Here is a 21,155-nt window from a genome sequence, read left to right as displayed (position 1 = left end):
TTGGTTGTGTTATGAAAACGGACTGGCAGTGGCTTTTGTTACAGTAGTTAATTATTTGGCGGCGGCTGTTTCAGACAGGCCTTTATTTATTTTTTGCAGGATCTGGTGTGCCACATCCAGTGCCTGCAGGCCGTCGATCGCGTTAACGGCTACGGGTTTGTTGTGCAGGATGCTGTCGCGGAACATTTCCAATTCCATGCGGATGGCATTGGATTGTTTGATTTGCGGATTATCGATGGCGATGGTTTTTTTACCGCTGTTGGTTTCGATATCCAGGGTAAATAAACCTTCGTCTTCTGGTGTTTTCAGTTTGATAATTTCTGTTTTCTTGTCGAGGAAGTCAATGCCGATGTAGGCATCTTTCTGGAACAGGCGCATTTTGCGCATTTTCTTTAGGGAAATGCGGCTGGAGGTGAGGTTGGCTACGCAGCCGTTATGGAATTCTATGCGTACGTTGGCAATGTCCGGCGTGTCGCTCATAACGGCTACACCACTGGCGGAAATACGGCTCACGGTAGATTTTACGATGCTGAGTACGATGTCGATATCATGGATCATCAGGTCGAGGATTACGCTGACATCGGTACCGCGGGGATTGAATTCTGCCAGGCGATGCACTTCAATGAACATGGGTTTAAGGTCATATCCTTTGAGGGCGAGGTAGGCTGGGTTGAAGCGTTCCACATGTCCTACCTGGAATTTGATGTTGGCTTCATCCACCAGCTTTACCAGTGTCTTGGCCTCTTCCATGGTGTTGGTCATGGGTTTTTCCACGAAGATGTGTTTACCATTGCGGATGGCGAGTTCGCATAATTTGAAGTGCAGGGTGGTAGGGGCCACGATATCGATGGCGTCTACCTGCTGAATCAATTCTTCCGCCAGGGTAAAGCGTGGGATGTTATATTGCTCGATGATGCTGGCCGCATTTGCATTGTTGGGATCGTAGAAGCCTACCACTTCTACATCTTTCATAGTGGCCAGTTGAGAGAGGTGTATTTTACCTAAATGTCCTACGCCGAAGAGTCCTATTTTGAGCATATGGAAAATGAATAAATATGTGCGAAAGTAATCAAATATCATCATCTCAGATCATTCCTTCTTCCGCGAGGCTGTAGTAGCCGGTTTCGGAAACGATGATATGGTCCAGTATGGCGATATCAAAGAGAAGCCCCAGGTCTTTTATTTTATGGGTAATGCGGATATCGGCCTGGCTGGGGCGCAGGCTGCCGGAGGGATGGTTATGGCAAAGCAATAGTTTGGTAGCGCCGGCATAGAGGGCTTCCCGGAAGATAAGCCTGGGATCTACCACTGTACTGGTGATACCGCCGGTGCTGATACAGCGGTAACGGAGTACTTTATTGGCATTGTTCAGGAACATCACATAGAAGGTTTCAAAGGGCTGATCAGCGAGCAATGGCTTAAAAAACAGGGCGGCTTCTGTGCCGCTGGCAATCACGGTTTTTTTGTTGATAGCGCCTGCCTGCCGTCTGCGGGCCAGTTCCATGGCAGCCAGTACGGTAGTAGCTTTGGCTTCGCCTATACCCGGCAGCTGTTGTAATTGCCCGATATTCATTTTCCCCAGCTCTGCCAGGTTGTTATTGGCCAGGCGCAAAATTTCCTTAGCCAATTCTATGGCCGACTTTCCTTTATGCCCGGTATGTAACAGGATGGCCAATAATTCTGCATCGCTGAGTGCAGTGGGACCAAGATGACTGAATTTTTCCCGGGGTTTTTCATCTTCCGGCCAATCGCGTATGGCCAGGCGGGGAGCTGGTTTAAGGTCAACAAACATGGTTATCTCTCTTTATCCAAATATACTTCATCCCTCCCGTAATCTTCCCGATTTTCCCACATTTTTCCGTTCCTTTTTTATACGGTCATTATAAAATGTTATATTGAGTGCCAATCGTTATGGGAATTTTTCGGGACGATATACCTTCCAGTGGTTGTTGGTAATGCGGTGTTTATAGTTGTTTAATAATGACTATATATTTTGTATTCGAAAAAAATCAGGCTGGTACTACCAAAAAACCATAGTTTTGCAACCTCTTTTCCACTAGTATCTAGTATGCAACCTTCAGTAAAAATTTTCACAGGCAACAGTAATCCTGCATTGGCCGAGAAAATTGCCAAAAAATATGGCAAGGGTCTTAATGGCGGTCTTGGCAAAGTAAAAATTCAGAAATTCAGTGATGGTGAGATCCAGCCTGTGTTCCTGGAAAGTATCCGGGGCGACTATGTTTTTCTTATCCAGGGCACCAGCGCGCCGTCAGACAACCTGCTCGAGCTGTTGTTGATGATAGATGCCGCTAAACGGGCATCCGCAGGCTATATTACCGCCGTAATTCCTTATTTCGGATATGCCCGCCAGGACAGGAAGGATAAGCCCAGGGTGGCGATCGGCTCTAAACTGATGGCCAATCTGCTTACTTCAGCAGGAGCCAACAGGGTGATAACCATGGACTTACATGCTCCTCAGATCCAGGGATTCTTTGATATCCCGGTGGACCACCTGGATAGTTCCGCTATTTTTATTCCTTATATCGAGAATTTAAGGTTAGAAAACCTTACCTTTGCGTCCCCTGACGTAGGTAGCACCAATAGGGTGCGTGAAGTAGCGTCCTACTTTAATGCTGAAATGGTGATTTGCGATAAACATCGTAAACGTGCCAATGAAATAGCATCCATGGTAGTGATCGGAGAGGTGAAAGACAGGGACATAGTGCTCATTGACGATATCTGTGATACAGCAGGAACACTGTCTAAAGCAGCCAACCTGTTAAAGGAAAAAGGCGCCAGAAGTGTTCGTGCATTTTGTACCCACCCGGTATTTAGCGGGAATGCGTACGAAAACATCATGAATTCAGTGCTGGAAGAAATCGTGGTATGCGATACTATTCCCATCAAACCACAAGCGCCGGGTTCCAAGATTAAAGTGATTTCTGTGGCCGAGCTGTTTGCGGTAGCGATCCGCAACATGCACGAAAACAAGTCTATCACCAGCCTGTTTATACACAGCCATCGCCGGGGCGAATAACCAAGTATTTTAATTACCAATATAAAATTGTCTAAACAATGAAAACAATAACCATCGAAGGACAACTCAGGAGCGAATTCGGCAAAAAAGCCACCCGCCAGATCCGTTCTGAGGAAAAAGTGCCTTGCGTTATTTACGGGGGTGCAGAAACTGTTAATTTTTCAGCTCCTGCAAAAGCATTCAAAAACCTGGTGTACACTGCTGACTTCCAGATCGCAGAAGTTAAACTGGGTGCTAAAACTTACAGATGTGTATTAAAAGATCTGCAGTTTGACGTAGTAACTGACGAACTGGCTCACATCGATTTCATGGAGCTGGTAGAAGACAAAGCGGTAGCAGTAACCCTGCCTATCAAACTGGTTGGTCAGTCTGTAGGTGTTAAAGCCGGTGGTAAGCTGGTGAGCAAACTGAAAGCGCTGAAAGTAAAAGCATTACCTAAGGACCTGGTTGAAAATATCGAAGTTAACATCGATAACCTGGAACTGAATGCTAACATCCGTGTAGAAGACGTGAAGATCGAAGGTATTGAAATCACCAACTCTCCGCGTATTCCTATCGCTTCTGTGGTTATGACCCGTCAGCTGCGCCAGGAAGAAGCCACTGCTGAAAAAGACGCTAAAAAGAAATAATCTTTTAGAAATATTTTTCCAAAAAGCCTCTCTACTTTTAGAGGGGCTTTTTAATTTTAGATTTTTCAGGTTATGAAATATTTAATAGCCGGATTAGGCAACATTGGGGAAGAATATAAACATACCCGCCATAACATTGGTTTTGATGTGGCTGATGCCTTTGCAGCCAAACACCAGGCAAGTTTCCGGAACGACCGGCTGGCTGATGTAGCCGAATGCAAATGGAAAGGGAAAACGTTTATTGTCATTAAGCCCACTACCTACATGAACCTTAGTGGAAGAGCCATTAAGTACTGGCTCGACAAGGAAAAGATCCCCGTAGAAAACCTGCTGGTGATTCTCGATGATCTCGCCCTCCCCATTGAATCGATCCGGTTACGCCCCGGAGGCAGCGATGCCGGGCATAATGGGTTAAAAAGTATACAGGAGTCGCTGGGCACCAACCAATACCCCCGACTGCGCTTTGGCGTAGGCAATGACTATCCCAAAGGACGGCAGGTGGAATTTGTATTGAGCAAATGGAAAAAAACGGAAGAGCCTGTTGTGCAGGAAAAAATTAACAAAAGCACGGAAATTATTGAAAGTTTTGCCAGCATCGGTATTGCCCGTACTATGAATGATGCCAACAAGCTCACATTCCTGCTGTAAATGAATCGTATAGCGGATACCTCGCTGTTTTTCTTATCTTTAAAAACAAACGCATTATGAAAATTATTTGCGTAGGCAGGAATTATGCCGACCATGCCAAAGAATTAAAGAATGAAGTGCCCTCAGAACCGGTATTGTTCATGAAACCCAAGAGTGCACTGCTCCAGAATGGCCACCCGTTTTATTACCCCGAATTTACCAGCAACCTGCACTACGAATGTGAACTGGTACTGAAAGTGAGCAAGAACGGGAAACATATACAAGAGAAATTTGCCGATAAATATTACGATCAGATTTCAGTAGGAATTGATTTTACCGCAAGGGATCTGCAGGATAAGCAAAAAGCCAAAGGCTTACCCTGGGAAATCGCCAAATCGTTCGACAATTCAGCCCTGGTAGGCAATTTCATTCCCATTACCCCGGAAATGGATAAGAAAGACATTAATTTCTGTTTATATAAGAACAAAGCCCTGGCCCAAGCCGGCAATACGAAAGACCTGTTGTTTTCTTTCGATTTCCTCCTGGCCTATATTTCCCGCTTTTTTACCCTCAATATTGGGGATCTGATCTATACCGGTACTCCCGCCGGCGTAGGACCTGCCGAAATCGGGGATAGTTTTGAAGCATTTATTGAAAATGATAGCCTGTTGGAGTTTAACGTGAAGTAAGCAGAAGGTATAAAGCGAAAAGCAAAAAGCTATTGAGGCAAATGATCAGCGCGGTTTTAGGTAATCGCAAAGATCATTTGCCTCAATAGCTTTTTGCTTTATACTTTCCGCTCTTAGGACGGAATATTCGCATAAATGGTATCCAGTATCCTCGTTAACTCTGCATAATCGGTCTCTGTGAGCGTTTTCCAGCCAATTTTACGCATGTCATACACGAGTGATTTTACATCTTTGTATTTATCCACCCCAGCCGGGGTAAGCTGCAGGTAAACTTTGCGGCGGTCCTGGGCATCCGCTTCCCGCTTTACCAATCCCTTCTTTACCAATAATTCTATAATACGGGAAATAGTTGTAATGTCCTTTGAGGTATTACGGGCCAGCTCGTTATGGGTGGTTTTTTTGTGCTTGTAAAGATTCTCTATTAGCAGCCATTGGTCCACTGTAATGTCCTTCTGCTCGGCATCGAACTTTTTTTGCCAATAGTTGCGCAATTTTTTTAGCGTAGCATCCAACTTAAAAAAAGATGGATTACTGACGAAAGTATCAGTCATATTAGTTAATTTGCATTAGCAACTGTTGCTATGGCAACTATTGTTTTTAGATTACCGTCATCACCAAAACAGTCTTATTGTGTTTAAAGATAGCACAAGCGTTTCAACTTTAAAAACGCCCACATCCGATCCGGGTGGTCACCAGGGCGAAATGGCTGATTTATTGACAGCGTGGAGATTGATGTGTGAGGCCAGTTCCATGGCCGCCATTTATGAAAACAACAGGAGTATTTGCCGGTATGTACACTCTACCTCCCGGGGGCATGAGGCTATACAAATAGCCACAGGTCTGCAATTGCAGCCGTGGGACTTTGTAAGTCCCTATTACCGCGATGAAAGTATGTTGCTCGCCATGGGCTTTTCTCCCTATGAGTTAATGCTACAGTTACTTGCCAAAGCTGACGATCCTTTCTCAGGGGGACGATCTTATTACAGCCACCCAAACAGCCGTAGAACAGACCGGCCGCAAATTCCTCATCAAAGCAGTGCCACCGGTATGCAGGTGATTCCTACTACCGGCGTTGCACAGGGGATTCAATACCTGGAACAGATCCATTCCAACCTGTTGCGCACCGGCCCTGCAGGCGAATTACCGGTAGTCATTTGCTCCCTGGGCGACGGCAGCGTTACGGAAGGAGAGGTGGCTGAAGCATTCCAGTTTGCCGTTTTAAAACAGCTGCCCATTATCTACCTGGTACAGGACAACGATTGGGGAATTTCTGCTACCTCCGCAGAAGTACGCACCATGGATGCCTACGAGTATGCAGCCGGCTTTAAGGGACTAGAGCGTATGCAGGTGGACGGTAGCGATTTTACGGCCAGCTATGCCGCCATGGAAGCCGCCATTGGCTATGTACGCCACGAACGCAAACCCATCCTGGTACATGCCACCGTGCCGTTGCTCGGACATCATACCTCCGGGGTGCGGAAAGAGTGGTACCGGACGCCAGACGACCTGGCAAAACATGCCGCCAACGACCCACTACCTAAACTCCGGACATTACTGGAAAAGCATGGGGTTACCGCAGCAACACTCGACCAGCTGGCCGCCACTGCGGCAACGGATATACAGGCCGCCTTTGATAAAGCCGTGGCTGCTCCCGAACCCCTTCCTGGCACCGTAACCGAACACATATTTGCGCCTGCCGCCATCAAGGAAGAAAAAGGGGAACGTAATCCCGCCGGAAAGCAGAAGGTGGTGATGGTAGATGCTGCCCTGCACGCCGTAGAAGAAATTATGTCGACATATCCTGAAGCCATATTTTTTGGCCAGGACGTAGGCCGCCGGCTGGGTGGCGTATTTCGCGAAGCGGCTACCCTCGGCGATAAATTTGGTATACATCGCGTATATAACACCGCTATACAGGAAGCGTATATTATAGGCGCCACCGCAGGATTATCTGCCGTAGGCGTAAAACCTATAGTGGAAGTGCAGTTCGCCGACTATATCTATCCCGGATTTAACCAGCTGGTAACGGAAATCTCTAAATCCTGCTATCTCACCAATGGAAAATACCCGGTACAAACACTTATCCGTGTGCCTATCGGCGCCTATGGTGGTGGCGGCCCTTATCATTCCGGCAGCGTGGAATCAACGCTGTTGAGCATAAAAGGCATCAAAGTGGTATACCCTTCCAACGCTGCTGATATGAAAGGCCTGATGAAGGCAGCCTTCCTGGATCCCAATCCCGTAATAATGCTGGAGCATAAAGGCCTCTACTGGAGCAAGGTACCAGGTACCCTGGAAGCCATGACCGTGGAGCCGGCCGCCGATTATGTACTCCCATTGGGCAAAGGAGCGGTAGTGCAACATGCGCATCCCAGGGATGTAGCAAACGGGAATACGATCTGTATTATTACCTACGGAATGGGCGTATACTGGGCTAAGGCCGCCGCTAAAGACTGGCCGGGACAGGTAACCATTATCGATCTGCGTACACTGTTTCCACTGGACGAAGCGCTGGTATTTGAAACGGTGCAGCAACATGGCAAATGCCTGATCCTGACGGAAGAACAACTCAATAATTCTTTTGCGCAGGCGCTGGCCGGCCGTATACAACACGCCTGTTTTCAATTCCTGGATGCTCCCGTATTTACCATGGGGGCCCTGGATTTACCGGCAGTACCCCTCAACACAGGGCTGGAAGCCGCGATGCTGCCAGGTCCGGAAAAGGTAAGCCAAATGATCCTTAAGCTATTGGCCTACTAACTTGTCAATACATACTTTCTGGAATGCTCCCGAAGCCGGATGGTTTGATCTGAAAACAGGGCGTACTATTTTTGAAAAAGAAGGATGGTTGCAACGGCGCAGACGCCGGTTATTTCACTGCCTTAGAAGCAGTTCCAAAGGTAAAACTAACGGTAGCGGTTAAACGTTTCATGGCAATGGCGAGTTGATTTTCTACTGTTTTTACAGAGAGATTCATTACGGTAGCCACCTCTTTATATTTCATGCCGTTTTGCTTAATCAGCGTAAATATCATTTTGCATTTGGGAGGAAGTTGTTGTATGGCGAATTCCATTTTACGCACCATTTCCGCGGAAATCATCAATTGTTCGGGGTCGCTGTCGAATGCGATATCTATTTTGTCTTCTTCCGGAAAAAATACCTGCCGGGAAGCTACCTGCTTCCGGTGATAATCAATCGCTTTATTTTTTGCGATCACAAAAAGATATACTTGTGGATTTTTTATGTGTGCGAGGGAAGCTCTTTTTTGCCAGCAATGCATGAAAACATCGTTGGTAATTTCTTCAGCAATTTCTTTGGAATGAGTTAATGTGAATGAAAAGCGTAGTAAGGTCACAAAAAAATGATTGTAGAAAGCCCGGAAGGCTGCCTGATCATTGTTCATTGTGATGTTACTAAAAAGCTCATTAATTGTACACTGATCCATTCCTGTTTCCCGCTGATAATGGTTGCAAATTATATAACGTAGATTACGCTAAAGTTAACAAATTAATTTATCTGCAAAAGGTTTTTGTAGCCCTGATATTATTTTATTGAAAACTAGGGTTGTAGTTGCCGTCTGCCCCATTAATCCGCCACCACTGCACTAAAAAAATATTATTTTCTTTTTGGGGGTTTTTGAATTTCTTTTCGTCCTTCTGCTATAACACTTACAAGCAAGTAAATGATCGAGCAGCAGCGGATAAATTTATTGATGACCAGGAAGGTAGCCGGGGAGGCTTCCCTGGAAGAGTTGGCAGAACTGGATGAATTGCTGTTGCAATACCCTGAGCTTCAATACACTTATACCATTGTTGCAGATATCCGGGAGGTGAAAGAAACAGGGGGATTTTCGGCAGCTGAGGAGCAGCAGTTGTTGAAAGATGGACTGGCAAATATAGAGCGGTTAATGGCCATAGCCGACGAACGGCCCGTAAAGCGGTTATTCCCCTGGAAGATGAGCGCCGGTATAGCCGCCTGTATAGCCGTATTGGTGGCGGTGTATGGCATATGGAAAATGCCGCGTCAGGGAAGTTATGGAAATGAGATAGTAACTAAGAATGGTTCTAAAACCGCGGTAGTACTGCCAGATGGAACCAACGTGGTACTCAATGCCTGCAGCCGCCTGAAGTATGATGTGAATAAATTTCTGAACGGCAACCGGGAAGTGGTGCTTACCGGAGAAGCATATTTTGATGTGAAGCATGATCCACAGCATCCTTTTATTATTCAAACCGATCATGCCAGTATTAAAGTGTTGGGCACTGTTTTTAATGTGAAGGCCTATGCCGAAGACGCTACTGTAGAAACCTCCCTGCTCAGTGGTAAAGTAGAAGTGAGTTTCCGCGAAGGGGCTGCCGGTAAAGTAAATAAGGTAGTAGTACTGGAGCCGGAACAGAAGCTGATTTTAGATAAGCAGCATATGAATGCTGCTGCACAAAGCAGTCGTAATGATACCATTCGTACTTTCGCCATTACCCCACTGAAAGTAAATAACCAGGGCGATAGCAGTAAACAGCAGGAAACTGCCTGGATGAACGACCGCTTTGAATTTGATAACGTTACGCTGGAACAGTTATCACACGACCTGGAACGTTGGTACAACGTAACCATCCGCTTTAAAAACGATAAATACAAGTATGAAGTGTTTACGGGCGCTTTCCGTAAACAGCGCATTGAGCAGGTATTACAAGCTTTGCAGTTAATGTCGGCAGACATGCACTACGAAGTGAACAGTAAGGAGAATGTTATTTACATATGGTAGTCTTTTGTTTTAATAATCATTCATGAACATATAAATCAAATTATTTTTTTATTGCTGACAGCAAATAAAAAAGGGAAATGCTCGAACATTCCCCTTTTCAAAATGCTGGCTAAACAACGTAAACCGATCCACACAATCTGGTAATGGCCTAATTATTTAACCTAACGAAACAAATTTATGAAAAAAAGTTATTGGTGGCCTTCTAATATCCCCCAGCGGGATATGAGGAAACTTTTACTGCGTATGAAACTAACTTCCGTATTGCTTTGTGCTGGTTTCTTGCAGCTGAGCGCGCATGGGTTTTCACAGGAAAAAATCAGTGTTGATTACAAAAGTATCAGCATTGGCAAACTCCTGAACGTAATCGGCAAGAAGAGCGATTACACCTTTGTGTATAAAAACAGCGCTATTCCCGAAACAAAGATTGCCATAAAAATGGACGATGCACCTGTGAAAGATGTGTTGGATAGGGCATTGGCGGGTACCTCGCTGAATTACAGGATCATGGCCGATAACCTGGTGGTGATCATGAAAGCGGGAGAAACCATGCAATCGGTGAAAGTAAAAGGACAGGTGAAAGATGAGGAAGGCATTCCGTTAATTGGCGTAACGGTGCTAATAAAGGGCACTACTCAGGGCGCCAAAACAGATACCGAGGGCCACTATGAGCTGGAAGCCCCGGAGAATGCCACCCTCGAGTTTTCCTATGTGGGATATGAAACCAGGCAATTGCCCGTAAAAGGAGCACAGGGTGTGACGGTAGTAATGAAAGCCAACGCCAGCGGCCTGAATGAAGTCGTGGTAGTAGGTTATGGCAAACAAAAAAGAGTAAACCTCAGTGGAGCCGTTGATAATATATCTGGTAAAGCCCTGGAGAGCAGGCCCATTACCAACGTAGGAACGGGTTTACAGGGATTGATTCCCAACCTGAACATTACGGTGGCCAGCGGCCGGTCTGCGGATGCACCCGGATTTAACCTGCGTGGTTATACTTCGCTGAACGGTGGTGATCCTTTTATCCTCGTAGACAATATTCCCTTTACCGCAGATGAAGTATCACGTTTGAACCCCGCAGACATTGAAAGTGTGTCGGTATTGAAAGATGCAGCATCAGCAGCTATTTATGGCGCCCGCGCTGCTTTCGGTGTGGTATTGATCACTACAAAAACCGCGAAGGATGGCCGGTTGTCAGTATCTGCAAATGCTAACTATGCCGTGCGTACGTTAGGCGCTGTTCCTAAAATTATTACCGATCCGCTGGTAGTCATGCAGATGAAACATGACGCCGCTACGCCGTTGTATGACCTGTACCCGGATGCTGTAAGGGCTTATGCCGCCAAGCGTTCTAAAGATCCTTCCTTACCAGCTGTTATTGTAGATCCTACCAATCCCAATGCCTATGCATATTATGGTACTACCGACTGGCTGCATGAGGTGTATAATAAGTCTGCACCTGCACTGACGGCCAATTTCAGCATTGCCCGCGGCGACGACAAGCTGAATTATTATTTATCTGGCGAATATTATAAGCAAGACGGTATGTTGCGTAGCAACCCCGATATCTATACCCGTTACAACCTCCGCGCCAAGGCTACCTATACCTTCAACGATCGTTTTAAACTGGGTACAAATACGGTATATACCAATATGAACTATGACCAGCCAACCAACGCCAGCTGGCTGTTTTTCCACAATGCGAACCGTACTCCTTCCTTATCCGTTCCTAAGAACCCCGATGGTACCTGGACTTCAGACGGTGCTGCATTGATCGGGAAATTACAGAGTGGTGGTCGTACTAACAGCAATATGGGCGAATTCCTGACCACACTGAATACAGAAATAGGGTTGATAAAAAAAGTATGGAACCTGAAAGCTGATGTTACTTTCCGCCGCAGTAATGGTACCGGTAACGCTTTTACTGTTCCTGTAGCGTATCGTACCGGCCCTAATCAGCCGTTCCAGTACACAGATGGTAATCAGTCGAGTGCCAGCAACAATGCCAGTCAGACTAAATACAACGTATTTAACATCTACTCCGATTTCAATAAGAAATTTGGTAAACATGACCTGGGAGCTGTAGTGGGCTTCAACCAGGAGTACTATAATTTCAACACGTTTTCTGCCAGCGCCAGCGGCCTTATCAGCCCTGCTTATCCTACCACTGCATTGGCTACCGGCGCAGTAAAACAGAGCCAGAGTATTTCAGACTGGGCCGTAAGAGGAATTTTTTACCGGGTTAACTATGCTTTCGACGACAAATACCTGCTGGAATTAAATGGTCGCAGAGACGGATCTTCCCGTTTCCCGGCTGATCACCGCTGGGGCTTCTTCCCATCGGCATCAGCAGCCTGGGTACTGTCTAAGGAAAAATTCTTTCAACCGGTAACTGAAGCGCTGAAATTCAATGCCTTCAAGTTACGTGGCTCCTATGGCTCACTGGGTGATCAGAACTACCTGAACTATGGTTACCTCGCCACCATGAATGCCAATACCATCAATACGATCCTGGATGGTAAGCAACCAGTGGCCGTATTGCAGCCATCTCCGGTAACACCTGACTACACCTGGGAAACCGTAAGATCGATTAACGGTGGTGTGGATGTTTCCCTGCTGAAAGAACGCTTGAGCGTGAGCTACGATCGCTATACCCGATTTACAGAAGGCATGTTCCAGAAGAGCAAAACATTGCCTGCTGTATACGGCGCTTCAGAGCCGGTGACCAACGCGGCTAACCTGAAAACCCGTGGACAGGAACTCAGCATCGTTTGGCGCGATCAGTTTAACATCAACAAAAATCCATTTTCCTACAGTGTAAAAATCGCGCTGGCAGACAGTCGTACGTTTATTACCAAGTACGATAATCCTAGTGGAACGCTTAGCGATCATTACAAAGGGAAAGAAATGGGTGAAATCTGGGGTCTGACAACAGAAGGCTATTTCCAGAATGATGCAGAACTGAAAAATCATGCAGATCAGACCAAAGTAGGAGAAGATGATCAGAACTATAAATTCTATGTAGGTGATCTGAAATTCAAAGACCTGAATGGCGACGGCGAAATCAGCTATGGTAAAAACACATTAAGCGATCCGGGTGACAGAAAGATTATTGGTAACAGCAGTCCCCGTTTCCCTTACAGCGTGGATATGAGCGCGTCTTACAAAGGATTTGATATCCGCGTGTTTGCACAGGGTATCGGTAAAAGAGATTGGTATCCTGGTGGAGGAAATCACTATTTCTGGGGTATCTATGCACAACCATGGACCAACGTGAATGTGCAGAACATGGACCACTGGACACCAGAAAATCCTAATGCCTATTTCCCACGCGTAAAAGCTTATATCGCCGAAGATGGCGATGAGTTGAGTGCACCGCAAACCAAGTACCTGCAGAACGCTGCTTACCTGCGCCTCAAAAACGTAACACTGGGATACACGCTGCCTAAAAATATTACAGATAGAATGAAGATCAGCCGCCTACGGTTTTATTTCAGTGCTGAAAATATCTTCACTATCTCTCACCTGAAAGTAAACCTCGATCCGGAAGGTCTGGATGGTACTATTTACCCATTCCAGAAAACTTATTCGTTTGGTTTGAATATGAATTTTTAATGTATTCTAAAATGTGCATCATGAAAAATCTGAGGCTATATTTATCATTTATTATATTGGGAAGCGCCGCTGCTGCTTGTAACAAGGATTACCTGGAGCGATTGCCCCAAACCAACATTGTACCTGAAGCTTTCTTTAATACCACTAAAGACCTGGAAACCTATACCAATGGTTTTTATGTGAAGGATTATTATCAAACAGACGACATCAACTCGGATAATATTTCCAGCTATAGCGGCGGTGGTGAGCTGGATCTGTTGGTGGAAAATGGCATCAATCCTACCACAGTAGGCGGATGGAACGACTGGAGCGATTTACGTAGCTTTAACTTTATGCTGGATAATGTATCCAAAACAACCGGCGACCAGGCTACTATTAACCACTATATCGGTATTGCGCGTTTCTTCCGGGCAAGGTTTTATATGGCTAAAGTAGCCCGTTATTCTGATGTGCCCTGGTATTCACATGCCTTGTCTAATCTTGACTCATCGTTATATAAACCACGCGATCCACGTACCCTGGTGGTAGACTCCATTATGGCTGATTTGCAGTTTGCTGTGGATAACATTAAACCGGATCAGGGAAATAATACCCGGGTTACCAAATGGACGGCGCTGGCATTGATGGCCCGTTTCGGGGTATTTGAAGGAACTTTCCGCAAGTATCATGATGAACTGAGCCTGCAGTCGACTGCCAGTACATATTTGCAGAAGGCGGCATGGGCATGTGAACAATTGATGGCTTCCGGTAAATTTAAGATTTATAACACCGGCAAAGGGGCCGCAGATTACCGCGCTTTATTTGCCAGCGGTTCTTTGTCTGGCAATCCGGAAATGATCCAGTGGGTAGATTTTCAACAGAGCTTAGGTCGCGGTAATAATACCCATGCCGTGCTGGGCTGGACGTGGTCATTGAGTCAAAGCCTGGTGTATTCGTACCTGATGACAGATGGTACACCGTTTACTTCCATTCCTGGCTATGCCCAACAGGGTTTCGTGAACGTTTTTAATAACCGTGATCCGCGTTTAGCCGAAACAGTAGCCTATCCGGGATTTTCAACTACCAATGATAAAAGCTACTATATCCCTAAGCCCAACCTGGGAGGATTTGATCAGCTGAAGTTTTATCCACGTGATCCGGCGCAACGCCAGGGCTGGGGAGCAGATTACACCGCGCTTCCGTTGTTCCGCTATGCAGAAGTACTGCTGAACTATGCAGAGGCAAAAGCTGAATTGGGCACATTAACACAGGGAGATATTGATAATACCATTAATCAACTCCGGGACCGCGTGCAAATGCCTCACCTGAACATGGGGGTAGCCAATGCAACACCGGATCCGGTGCAGGCAGCGGCTTATTCGAATGTAACCGGCGCCAATAAAGGAGTATTGCTGGAAATCAGGAGAGAGAGAAGGGTAGAAACGGCCTGTGAAGGGTTGCGCTTTAACGATGTTAACAGGTGGAAAGCAGGTATGCGCTTCCAGGATTCACAGCAAGGGATGTATGTAGCCGCGCTGGGTGGTATCGATATGACCGGCGACGGGAAAGCGGATATCGCTATCCTGGCGTCTCCTACAGACACCTCTGCACTGGCAGGCTTGCCAGCAGATGTAAGAGCCAGCGTAGCGAGGTTTTATCTCAAGGATAATAATGGTAAAGACAATAACTTTTACCTGGAAAACGGCACTTCGGGCCACATCATGTTTACACGTGATCGCGACAGTAAACGGGTATTCCTGGAACCTAAATATTACTATCGTCCAATACCATTATCGCAGATGGTGCTGAACGCAAATCTGAAACAGATTTTCGGCTGGTAGTGTTATAGACAAATGATTTGTTGGAATGAAAAGAAAATGCCATCTCTTTCCGGAGATGGCATTTCTTTGTCTGGTTCCGCATCCGGGCCTGTGTCGTCTACCCCATCAGGCCCAAATAGTTGAATTAATAACCGTCGTTTTGTACGAGGTTAGGATTGATGCTCATTTGTCTGAATGGAATTGGAAACAGTTTGTATTTATCAGCGGATGGCTGATGATCCCACCAGGTAGCGGTGGTGAATTTATTAAAGCGGATCAGGTCTGTACGACGCTTTCCTTCAAAGATGAACTCGCGGCCTCTTTCTGCCAATAATTCATCCATAGTGAGGGAGCTGGTCGTATAGGCTTCTTTAGGCCAGTCGGCCGGCTTAAAAGCACGTTTTTTACAGGTGTTGATCAGGTCTACTGCTTCCTGGGTAGCTACACCACCAGCTTTGCGCATGAGTGCTTCTGCCTTGTTGTAGTAAATTTCAGTGAGACGGTATAACACGAAGTCGTTGCCCCAGTAGTTAGGATCATCCAGTTTACCAGGCAGGTATTTGGCGAAACGTGCGCCGCTATTCTCTTCTCCACGGGTCATACCGCCAGGTCCGGTTTCTCCTTCTGAATTTCTACGGATTTCTTTTACAAATACCAGCGGCTTGTTGTTGTATTCTTCAGTACCCAGTACCAGGCTGTCGCCCTCACTTGTGCGCAGTGCCGGGTCTTTTTTCTGTGGACCGATGAGCATCCAGTTTTGTTTACGGAGATCGTTGTCTTTGAAAGCATCGTAGGCGGTGGGTATTACAACGATACCGTTGTTCCCATCGCGGTCTACGTTGTATACCTGGCGTTGGCGGTAGTGCCAGAAATCGCCATTCCATCCGAAGCGGAAGTTACCGTTTCTGAAGTCATAGGCAATCTGGAACAGGTCTTCCGGGGAGGTAGCGTTGGTGTTGGCAAATGCGCGGAAGATATCTGGTTCCAGGGCAGGAATGGAACCGCTGAGGGAGCCGCCGTCGCCTGCAATAATTTTATTGCAATAGGTGATACAGTCATCCCAGCGTTCGGTGCCAGACCATTCTTTAGCATTGAGGTAGAGTTCTACCAGCATGGCATAGGCACCAGCTTTGGTAACGCGGCCCACCATATCGGCAGATAAAGGTTTCAGCTGTTCAACGTTGTCCTTGATTTCTTTTTCAATAAAGGCAAATACTTCCTTACGAGGTTTGGTCGGAGGTGTTTCCGGGATGCCTACCTCGGTTACGATGGGAATATTGCCGTAGAGGTCCATCAGTTTGAGATAGTGCCAGGCACGGAGCACTTTCGTTTCTGCAATAATGCTGACTTTATCGGCGTCGGTCATACCAATTTTGGTGAAATCCAGTTTGGTAAAGTCGGCGATGGAGTTGTTACAGAAGCCCATTCCCCAGAACATGAGGCGCCATGGATTCCAGGCATTGTCGTCATTGGCAATCCAGGTATGATTGTGCAGGCGAATCCAGTTACCACCATCATAACCGTGGCGGCCTTTTTGCGGCCATGCCAGCTGGTCGGCCGACAATTCCTGGAGCCGCCAGTAGCCGGTTTGCCCGGTAGGAGCAGCCCAGGCGTTGGCATGGGTGAAAGGACGCAATACAGCGGCCAGTACTTCTTCCCGGTTATGATAAAAGTTATCTGCGGTGATAACGCTGTATGGCTTTTCATCGAGCTTGGTACAGGCACTCATGCCGAGCGCCAGTAAAGCTGCACTGATATATACTTTAGTTTTTTTCATGCGTGTCGGTTTTACTGCTTTTAGAATCCAATGTTCAATCCGATGGTATAGGAACGGGTACGTGGATAAAATCCTCTTCCATCTATACCGGAATCCAGGGCGGTATCTTCCAGTTCCGGATCCAGGCCACTGTATTTGGTAAAGGTGGCAATGTTACGGCCGCTCGCATATACACGCAGGTTGCGGATATACTTGGTTTTCAGTTTGAAGTTATAGCCGAGGGTGATGTTATCCAGTTTTACGAAATCACCTTTCTCCAGGTAGTAATCGGAAAATTGCGGATCTGCATTGATCTTGCTGTTTTTACCGATCGCACTGCTCAGCATGTTGTTGGGCGACCATTTCTTGTTACCAAAATACATATCCTGGAGATTGAGGATCTTGAAGCCAAACTTGCCACGGAAAAACACGCTCAGGTCAAAGTTTTTATAGTGGAAAGTGTTGTTCCAGGAAGCCATGTATTTAGGAATACCATTGCCTAATACTACTTTATCGTCCTGGTTTACTTCTGAAGGCGTGCCTTTAGTACCGTCTTTTTTATAGAACAACCAGTTGCCATCATCTGTAAGACCCGCATAACGGTAGCCATAGAAGGTACCCAGCGGACCGCCTTCTACTACGCGGATAGCGGGGCCCAGGTTACCCGGGGAAGGAAGATCTCCAAAATACTGTTCGGTAGCTTTATAAATATTATTGGAGAAGGAAACCATTTTATTCCGTTGGGAGTTGAAAGTCACATCACTGTTCCATACGAAATCCCGGGTTTTTATAGGTACCGCATTGATCACTACTTCCACACCATTGTTGGAAATGGTACCTACGTTGGTGAAGATGTTATCGACAATATTAGGAGGCAATGCTGCTGCATAACCGAACAACAAGTCTACTGTTTTGCGGCTGTATACATCGATGGCGCCGCCCAGTCTGTTTTGCAACAGGGAGAAGTCCAGACCTACGTTGAATTCTTTTTTCTTTTCCCATCTCAGGTTTGGATTCGGGTTTTTATCCGGACCATAAGTCTGTATCCATTTACCATATTGAAGGTAAGCACCACCGGTGCCCAGCGTGATCAGTGATTTGTAGTTGGGAATGCCCTGGTTACCGGTAATACCATAACCGGCACGAAGTTTCAGGTTGTTGATCACGGTAAGGTTTTGCATAAATGCTTCTTTGGAGATCACCCATCCTGCTGATACTGCAGGGAAGTTACCCCATTTGTAGTTGGCCCCAAACCGGGAAGAACCTTCATGACGCAGGATGGCCTGCAACATGTATTTCTGTTTGTAGTTATAGTTCAAACGGCCGAAGAATGCGATAAGGGTGTTGTCTTCCTTAAAGCTGTTCTGGGAGGGACGGGGCAGTTTGGGATCATTGATAGCGTTACCGGCGTTGATATTCCAGTCCTGGAAAGCATCGGTAAGGAAACCGTTGTTATCCATGTCGTAGGTTTCCAGCGTCTGGTATTGATAGCTGTAACCGCCCATCAGGTTAAATGTATGATCGCTGTTAACAGTTTTAGTGTAATCGGCGGTTGCTTCAAATGTTTTACTCAGGTCGGTGTGGTTCCCCTTGTAAGCATAACCACCACCGGAATAATCCTGGATAGAGGAACGGGACAACTTACTACGGTAGTTGCGGTCATTCCACTCATCGCGGAGAATGGCGCCGAAGGCAGATAATTTCAGGTCGCGGATCGGCTCCAGGGTCAGACGGGCATCGCCGGAGTAAGTTTTCTGATCGCGATCATACAGTTCCTGCTGTAAGCGGGCCAGCGGGTTATAGTTATTGTACCCGTTGGTTTCGATAAATTTTCCGTTGGCATCGTAAATAGGAGCGGTAGGGTTGCGTTGTACAGCCTGTTCGAAGTCGGCGCCGTTGCCGCCTGCCTTATCGCCGCTATTACCGCCATTGAGATTGGCTTTGTTGAAGTTGGTAGCCAGGTTCATGGCGAGGGTCAGTTTACCCTGCAATCCGGTTTGATTTATGTTTACCCTGCCACCATATTGTTTACGGCCATTTTCTATGGCAATACCATTGGCATCGCTGTAATAGAGAGACGCTCTGTAATTGCTGTTGACGGTACCGCCGGAAGCGGCGAAGTTGTGATAGTGGCTAAGATTGTTTTTATCCAGCAGCAGGTCGTACATATCTACGTCGGCGCCCTGGTTGTTGCTGGCTCCGGCTACTTTTACGTATTCGGCCGCGCTGAGCATATGCGGTCTTTTGGCTACACCTTCACGTTGCAGATAAGTAGAATAGGTGTACTGCGGATCGCCTGCTTTCCCTTTTTTAGTGGTGATAAGAATTACGCCGTTATTACCACGGGTACCATAGATAGCCGCAGCAGCACCATCTTTCAGCACGTCGAAGCTGGCGATATCGTCTTGTTGCAGCAGGTCGAGGTTACCACCGGGAATACCATCAATAACGATCAGTGGGTTCATGTTGCCGGAGATGGAGCTAATACCCCTGATTTGGATGGAGGCGCCACTGTTAGGGTTGTTGCCCTGTGTTCTGGTAACAGATAAACCGGCCACTTTACCCTGGATGAGATCCATCGGTGAGCGTGATCCGCCCTGGTTAAAGCTTTCAGGCTTTACGGTAGCTACGGAGGTAGTTACCTCATTTCTTTTTTGTGTACCATAACCCACCACTACGATGTCTTGTAATGATTTAACGGCAGCAGTAAGTTTAATAAGCATAGGTGCGCCTTTGCTGGCAGGAACTTCCTGTGGCTGATATCCCACGAAGGAAAAAATCAAGACGCTGTTTTCCGGCGCCTGCAGAGAAAAGGTACCATCTGCTTTGGTAACCGTACCGGTATTGGTATTTTTTACCTGGACGGAAACTCCCGGAATGACGGATTGGTCGCTACCGTCCATTACCTTTCCGGTTACAGTTCTGCTCTGTGAAGAGGCGAACAGCGAAAGGAGCATCAGGACAGTAGCGGCAATACTCGTCCGAGCCCAAAACGTGGATCGTTTGTGCATATACATTTATTGATATTGGTTAATAAAGATGCCTGTCTTAATTATTGAAAAAACGATTTAGCAATAAGGGTACAGGCTGTTTGTTAGAATTTGAGTTACGTTTTTTTAATTGTTTTAGAATAGTGAAAATACCTCCATAGGAGGCAGTTACCTGGTTTCCATTCAGGTTTTACATGGTTCCTCCAGTGATGTAGCATAAGTAAAAACACTGATCGCTTATAGTCCCTTCCTTTAACACTATATCGATTTAGCTAACAACGAGAATAACAAGTTTATTTTTGAATACAGCACCGGAATATGCTTTATACACCTTTTAGTTTTTTCGTTCATACGCGGTATCTCCTATCACTATTTTTTAACGATCATTTTAATGTCATTAAAAAATCGATTTAGCAAATATGGCCAAAAAAAAGATTCATGGGAATCTCTGATTTGAATAACAAGTTTTGTAACGGGCACAATTTCTCTAACTCAGGAATAAAAGTAATACTTATTTGCATTAAATGAAATCATTTTTAACATTTTTTTCTGGATGTCGCAGTGAAAGGAAGAGGTAAAAAAAGAGGCCCTCAGCAGCAAGCTGCCAAAGGCCTTGTTTTACAGGATAATTTATTCGTTATACCTTCTGGTGGGAGGGAAGGCGTTAAATAGTTTCCCTGGACACGTCGGCTGCTTTAGCCGCTTGTGTATCGCGGGTATTTTTTTGTACAGTAATAGCGCCGAAAACACTGAGTAGAAATGCAAAGGCATAAAATCCTTTTTCACTGGGAGCCAGCGTAGCATTCCATAAACCCACGGTCAACAGCAAAATGGTGAGGAGCATGGATACCCAGCTCAGTCCATAATAAATATCTGTAACAGGAATGCCCTCAATTTTATCTCTCACGCATTTCTGCACAGATACAGCGGAAAACAACCCGTACATCAATACGGTGAAGTAGTATCCTTTTTCATTCAGTTGCATGGTAGCATTCCAAAGACCAATAACAAAGCCCAGAATACCTGCCAGTACAGCCACCCAGGAGGCAGCAATAAATGCCATTGATGGTTTTTGCTTCATAGATTGATTTACTTTTTATTGTTGGGATTAGATTTGATGGCTAACAAAAGTGCGCTTTGGCATATTGGTGGCCTGTTGTAATAAGGATCAAGTAGAAAACTTGGGGGATTGTCCGAAAATTGTTTTTTTTGCAATCTAATTAGATAGGACACCGTGGATAAGAATTTAAATCTTCT

The 21,155-nt window shown here is 46.1% G+C and carries 15 protein-coding genes; 8 read left to right on the top strand and 7 right to left on the bottom strand.

Annotation, left to right across the window (positions count from 1 at the left end; genetic code table 11):
• Positions 1–51: 51 nt before the first annotated feature.
• On the bottom strand, positions 52–1,038 hold the full coding sequence (locus tag FHW36_RS27575; protein WP_145674133.1) for a Gfo/Idh/MocA family protein: 987 nt from the start codon (positions 1,036–1,038) through the stop codon (positions 52–54).
• A gap of 46 nt (positions 1,039–1,084) precedes the next feature.
• Positions 1,085–1,792, bottom strand: a complete 708-nt coding sequence (gene radC, locus FHW36_RS27570; protein ID WP_145674131.1) for a RadC family protein — start codon at positions 1,790–1,792, stop codon at positions 1,085–1,087.
• A gap of 276 nt (positions 1,793–2,068) precedes the next feature.
• On the opposite strand from radC, the gene FHW36_RS27565 reads away from it, so the two are divergent.
• The 4 genes from FHW36_RS27565 to FHW36_RS27550 all read left to right on the top strand — a co-directional run bounded on the left by FHW36_RS27565 (position 2,069) and on the right by FHW36_RS27550 (position 4,982).
• A complete protein-coding gene (locus FHW36_RS27565) occupies positions 2,069–3,037 on the top strand; it encodes a ribose-phosphate pyrophosphokinase (RefSeq protein ID WP_145674118.1) in 969 nt (322 codons plus the stop codon).
• A 38-nt stretch (positions 3,038–3,075) separates the two neighbouring features.
• Positions 3,076–3,666: a 50S ribosomal protein L25 gene (locus FHW36_RS27560; protein ID WP_145674117.1), complete on the top strand. Its 591-nt coding sequence runs from the start codon at positions 3,076–3,078 to the stop codon at positions 3,664–3,666.
• 72 nt (positions 3,667–3,738) lie between these two features.
• Positions 3,739–4,314, top strand: a complete 576-nt coding sequence (gene pth / locus FHW36_RS27555; RefSeq protein WP_145674115.1) for an aminoacyl-tRNA hydrolase — start codon at positions 3,739–3,741, stop codon at positions 4,312–4,314.
• 56 nt (positions 4,315–4,370) lie between these two features.
• Positions 4,371–4,982: a fumarylacetoacetate hydrolase family protein gene (locus FHW36_RS27550; RefSeq protein WP_145674113.1), complete on the top strand. Its 612-nt coding sequence runs from the start codon at positions 4,371–4,373 to the stop codon at positions 4,980–4,982.
• 113 nt (positions 4,983–5,095) lie between these two features.
• Here FHW36_RS27550 and FHW36_RS27545 read toward each other — a convergent pair whose 3' ends face one another.
• On the bottom strand, positions 5,096–5,533 hold the full coding sequence (locus FHW36_RS27545; protein WP_145674111.1) for a MarR family winged helix-turn-helix transcriptional regulator: 438 nt from the start codon (positions 5,531–5,533) through the stop codon (positions 5,096–5,098).
• Positions 5,534–5,612: 79 nt separating this feature from the next.
• On the opposite strand from FHW36_RS27545, the gene FHW36_RS27540 reads away from it, so the two are divergent.
• On the top strand, positions 5,613–7,742 hold the full coding sequence (locus tag FHW36_RS27540) for an alpha-ketoacid dehydrogenase subunit alpha/beta (protein WP_246121240.1): 2,130 nt from the start codon (positions 5,613–5,615) through the stop codon (positions 7,740–7,742).
• Between the two features lie 109 nt (positions 7,743–7,851).
• Here FHW36_RS27540 and FHW36_RS27535 read toward each other — a convergent pair whose 3' ends face one another.
• The gene (locus tag FHW36_RS27535) at positions 7,852–8,385 is read right to left on the bottom strand and encodes an RNA polymerase sigma-70 factor (RefSeq protein ID WP_186452636.1); all 534 of its coding nucleotides are present in this window, start codon (positions 8,383–8,385) and stop codon (positions 7,852–7,854) included.
• Between the two features lie 309 nt (positions 8,386–8,694).
• Here FHW36_RS27535 and FHW36_RS27530 point away from each other — a divergent pair, with 309 nt between their 5' ends.
• From FHW36_RS27530 to FHW36_RS27520, 3 genes are all read left to right on the top strand, one after another.
• Entirely contained in the window at positions 8,695–9,744 is a 1,050-nt protein-coding gene (locus FHW36_RS27530) for a FecR family protein (protein ID WP_186452635.1), read from the top strand.
• Between the two features lie 243 nt (positions 9,745–9,987).
• Entirely contained in the window at positions 9,988–13,353 is a 3,366-nt protein-coding gene (locus FHW36_RS27525) for a SusC/RagA family TonB-linked outer membrane protein (RefSeq protein ID WP_222429204.1), read from the top strand.
• 20 nt (positions 13,354–13,373) lie between these two features.
• Positions 13,374–15,173, top strand: coding sequence for a RagB/SusD family nutrient uptake outer membrane protein (locus tag FHW36_RS27520; RefSeq protein WP_222429203.1), 1,800 nt, complete (start codon positions 13,374–13,376; stop codon positions 15,171–15,173).
• Positions 15,174–15,297: 124 nt separating this feature from the next.
• On the opposite strand, the gene FHW36_RS27515 is transcribed toward FHW36_RS27520, so the two are convergent.
• From FHW36_RS27515 to yiaA, 3 genes are all read right to left on the bottom strand, one after another.
• Positions 15,298–16,929, bottom strand: coding sequence for a RagB/SusD family nutrient uptake outer membrane protein (locus FHW36_RS27515; protein ID WP_145674101.1), 1,632 nt, complete (start codon positions 16,927–16,929; stop codon positions 15,298–15,300).
• Positions 16,930–16,949: 20 nt separating this feature from the next.
• Positions 16,950–19,919: a SusC/RagA family TonB-linked outer membrane protein gene (locus FHW36_RS27510; RefSeq protein ID WP_145674099.1), complete on the bottom strand. Its 2,970-nt coding sequence runs from the start codon at positions 19,917–19,919 to the stop codon at positions 16,950–16,952.
• A gap of 643 nt (positions 19,920–20,562) precedes the next feature.
• The gene (gene yiaA, locus FHW36_RS27505; RefSeq protein WP_145674097.1) at positions 20,563–20,979 is read right to left on the bottom strand and encodes an inner membrane protein YiaA; all 417 of its coding nucleotides are present in this window, start codon (positions 20,977–20,979) and stop codon (positions 20,563–20,565) included.
• Positions 20,980–21,155 lie beyond the last annotated feature (176 nt).

This window comes from Chitinophaga polysaccharea (assembly GCF_007829335.1).
Taxonomy (GTDB): domain Bacteria; phylum Bacteroidota; class Bacteroidia; order Chitinophagales; family Chitinophagaceae; genus Chitinophaga; species Chitinophaga polysaccharea_B.
Note: the sequence above shows the minus strand (reverse complement) of the source record. Positions and strands in the feature narration are given on the sequence as shown.

Bases quoted from the DNA above. Each gene is read 5' to 3' on its own strand.
- FHW36_RS27575 (WP_145674133.1), bottom strand. From the start codon at position 1,038: ATGCTCAAAATAGGACTCTTCGGCGTAGGACATTTAGGTAAAATACAC.
- radC (WP_145674131.1), bottom strand. From the start codon at position 1,792: ATGTTTGTTGACCTTAAACCAGCTCCCCGCCTGGCCATACGCGATTGG.
- FHW36_RS27565 (WP_145674118.1), top strand. From the start codon at position 2,069: ATGCAACCTTCAGTAAAAATTTTCACAGGCAACAGTAATCCTGCATTG.
- FHW36_RS27560 (WP_145674117.1), top strand. From the start codon at position 3,076: ATGAAAACAATAACCATCGAAGGACAACTCAGGAGCGAATTCGGCAAA.
- pth (WP_145674115.1), top strand. From the start codon at position 3,739: ATGAAATATTTAATAGCCGGATTAGGCAACATTGGGGAAGAATATAAA.
- FHW36_RS27550 (WP_145674113.1), top strand. From the start codon at position 4,371: ATGAAAATTATTTGCGTAGGCAGGAATTATGCCGACCATGCCAAAGAA.
- FHW36_RS27545 (WP_145674111.1), bottom strand. From the start codon at position 5,533: ATGACTGATACTTTCGTCAGTAATCCATCTTTTTTTAAGTTGGATGCT.
- FHW36_RS27535 (WP_186452636.1), bottom strand. From the start codon at position 8,385: ATGAACAATGATCAGGCAGCCTTCCGGGCTTTCTACAATCATTTTTTT.
- FHW36_RS27530 (WP_186452635.1), top strand. From the start codon at position 8,695: ATGACCAGGAAGGTAGCCGGGGAGGCTTCCCTGGAAGAGTTGGCAGAA.
- FHW36_RS27525 (WP_222429204.1), top strand. From the start codon at position 9,988: ATGAAACTAACTTCCGTATTGCTTTGTGCTGGTTTCTTGCAGCTGAGC.
- FHW36_RS27520 (WP_222429203.1), top strand. From the start codon at position 13,374: ATGAAAAATCTGAGGCTATATTTATCATTTATTATATTGGGAAGCGCC.
- FHW36_RS27515 (WP_145674101.1), bottom strand. From the start codon at position 16,929: ATGAAAAAAACTAAAGTATATATCAGTGCAGCTTTACTGGCGCTCGGC.
- FHW36_RS27510 (WP_145674099.1), bottom strand. From the start codon at position 19,919: ATGCACAAACGATCCACGTTTTGGGCTCGGACGAGTATTGCCGCTACT.
- yiaA (WP_145674097.1), bottom strand. From the start codon at position 20,979: ATGAAGCAAAAACCATCAATGGCATTTATTGCTGCCTCCTGGGTGGCT.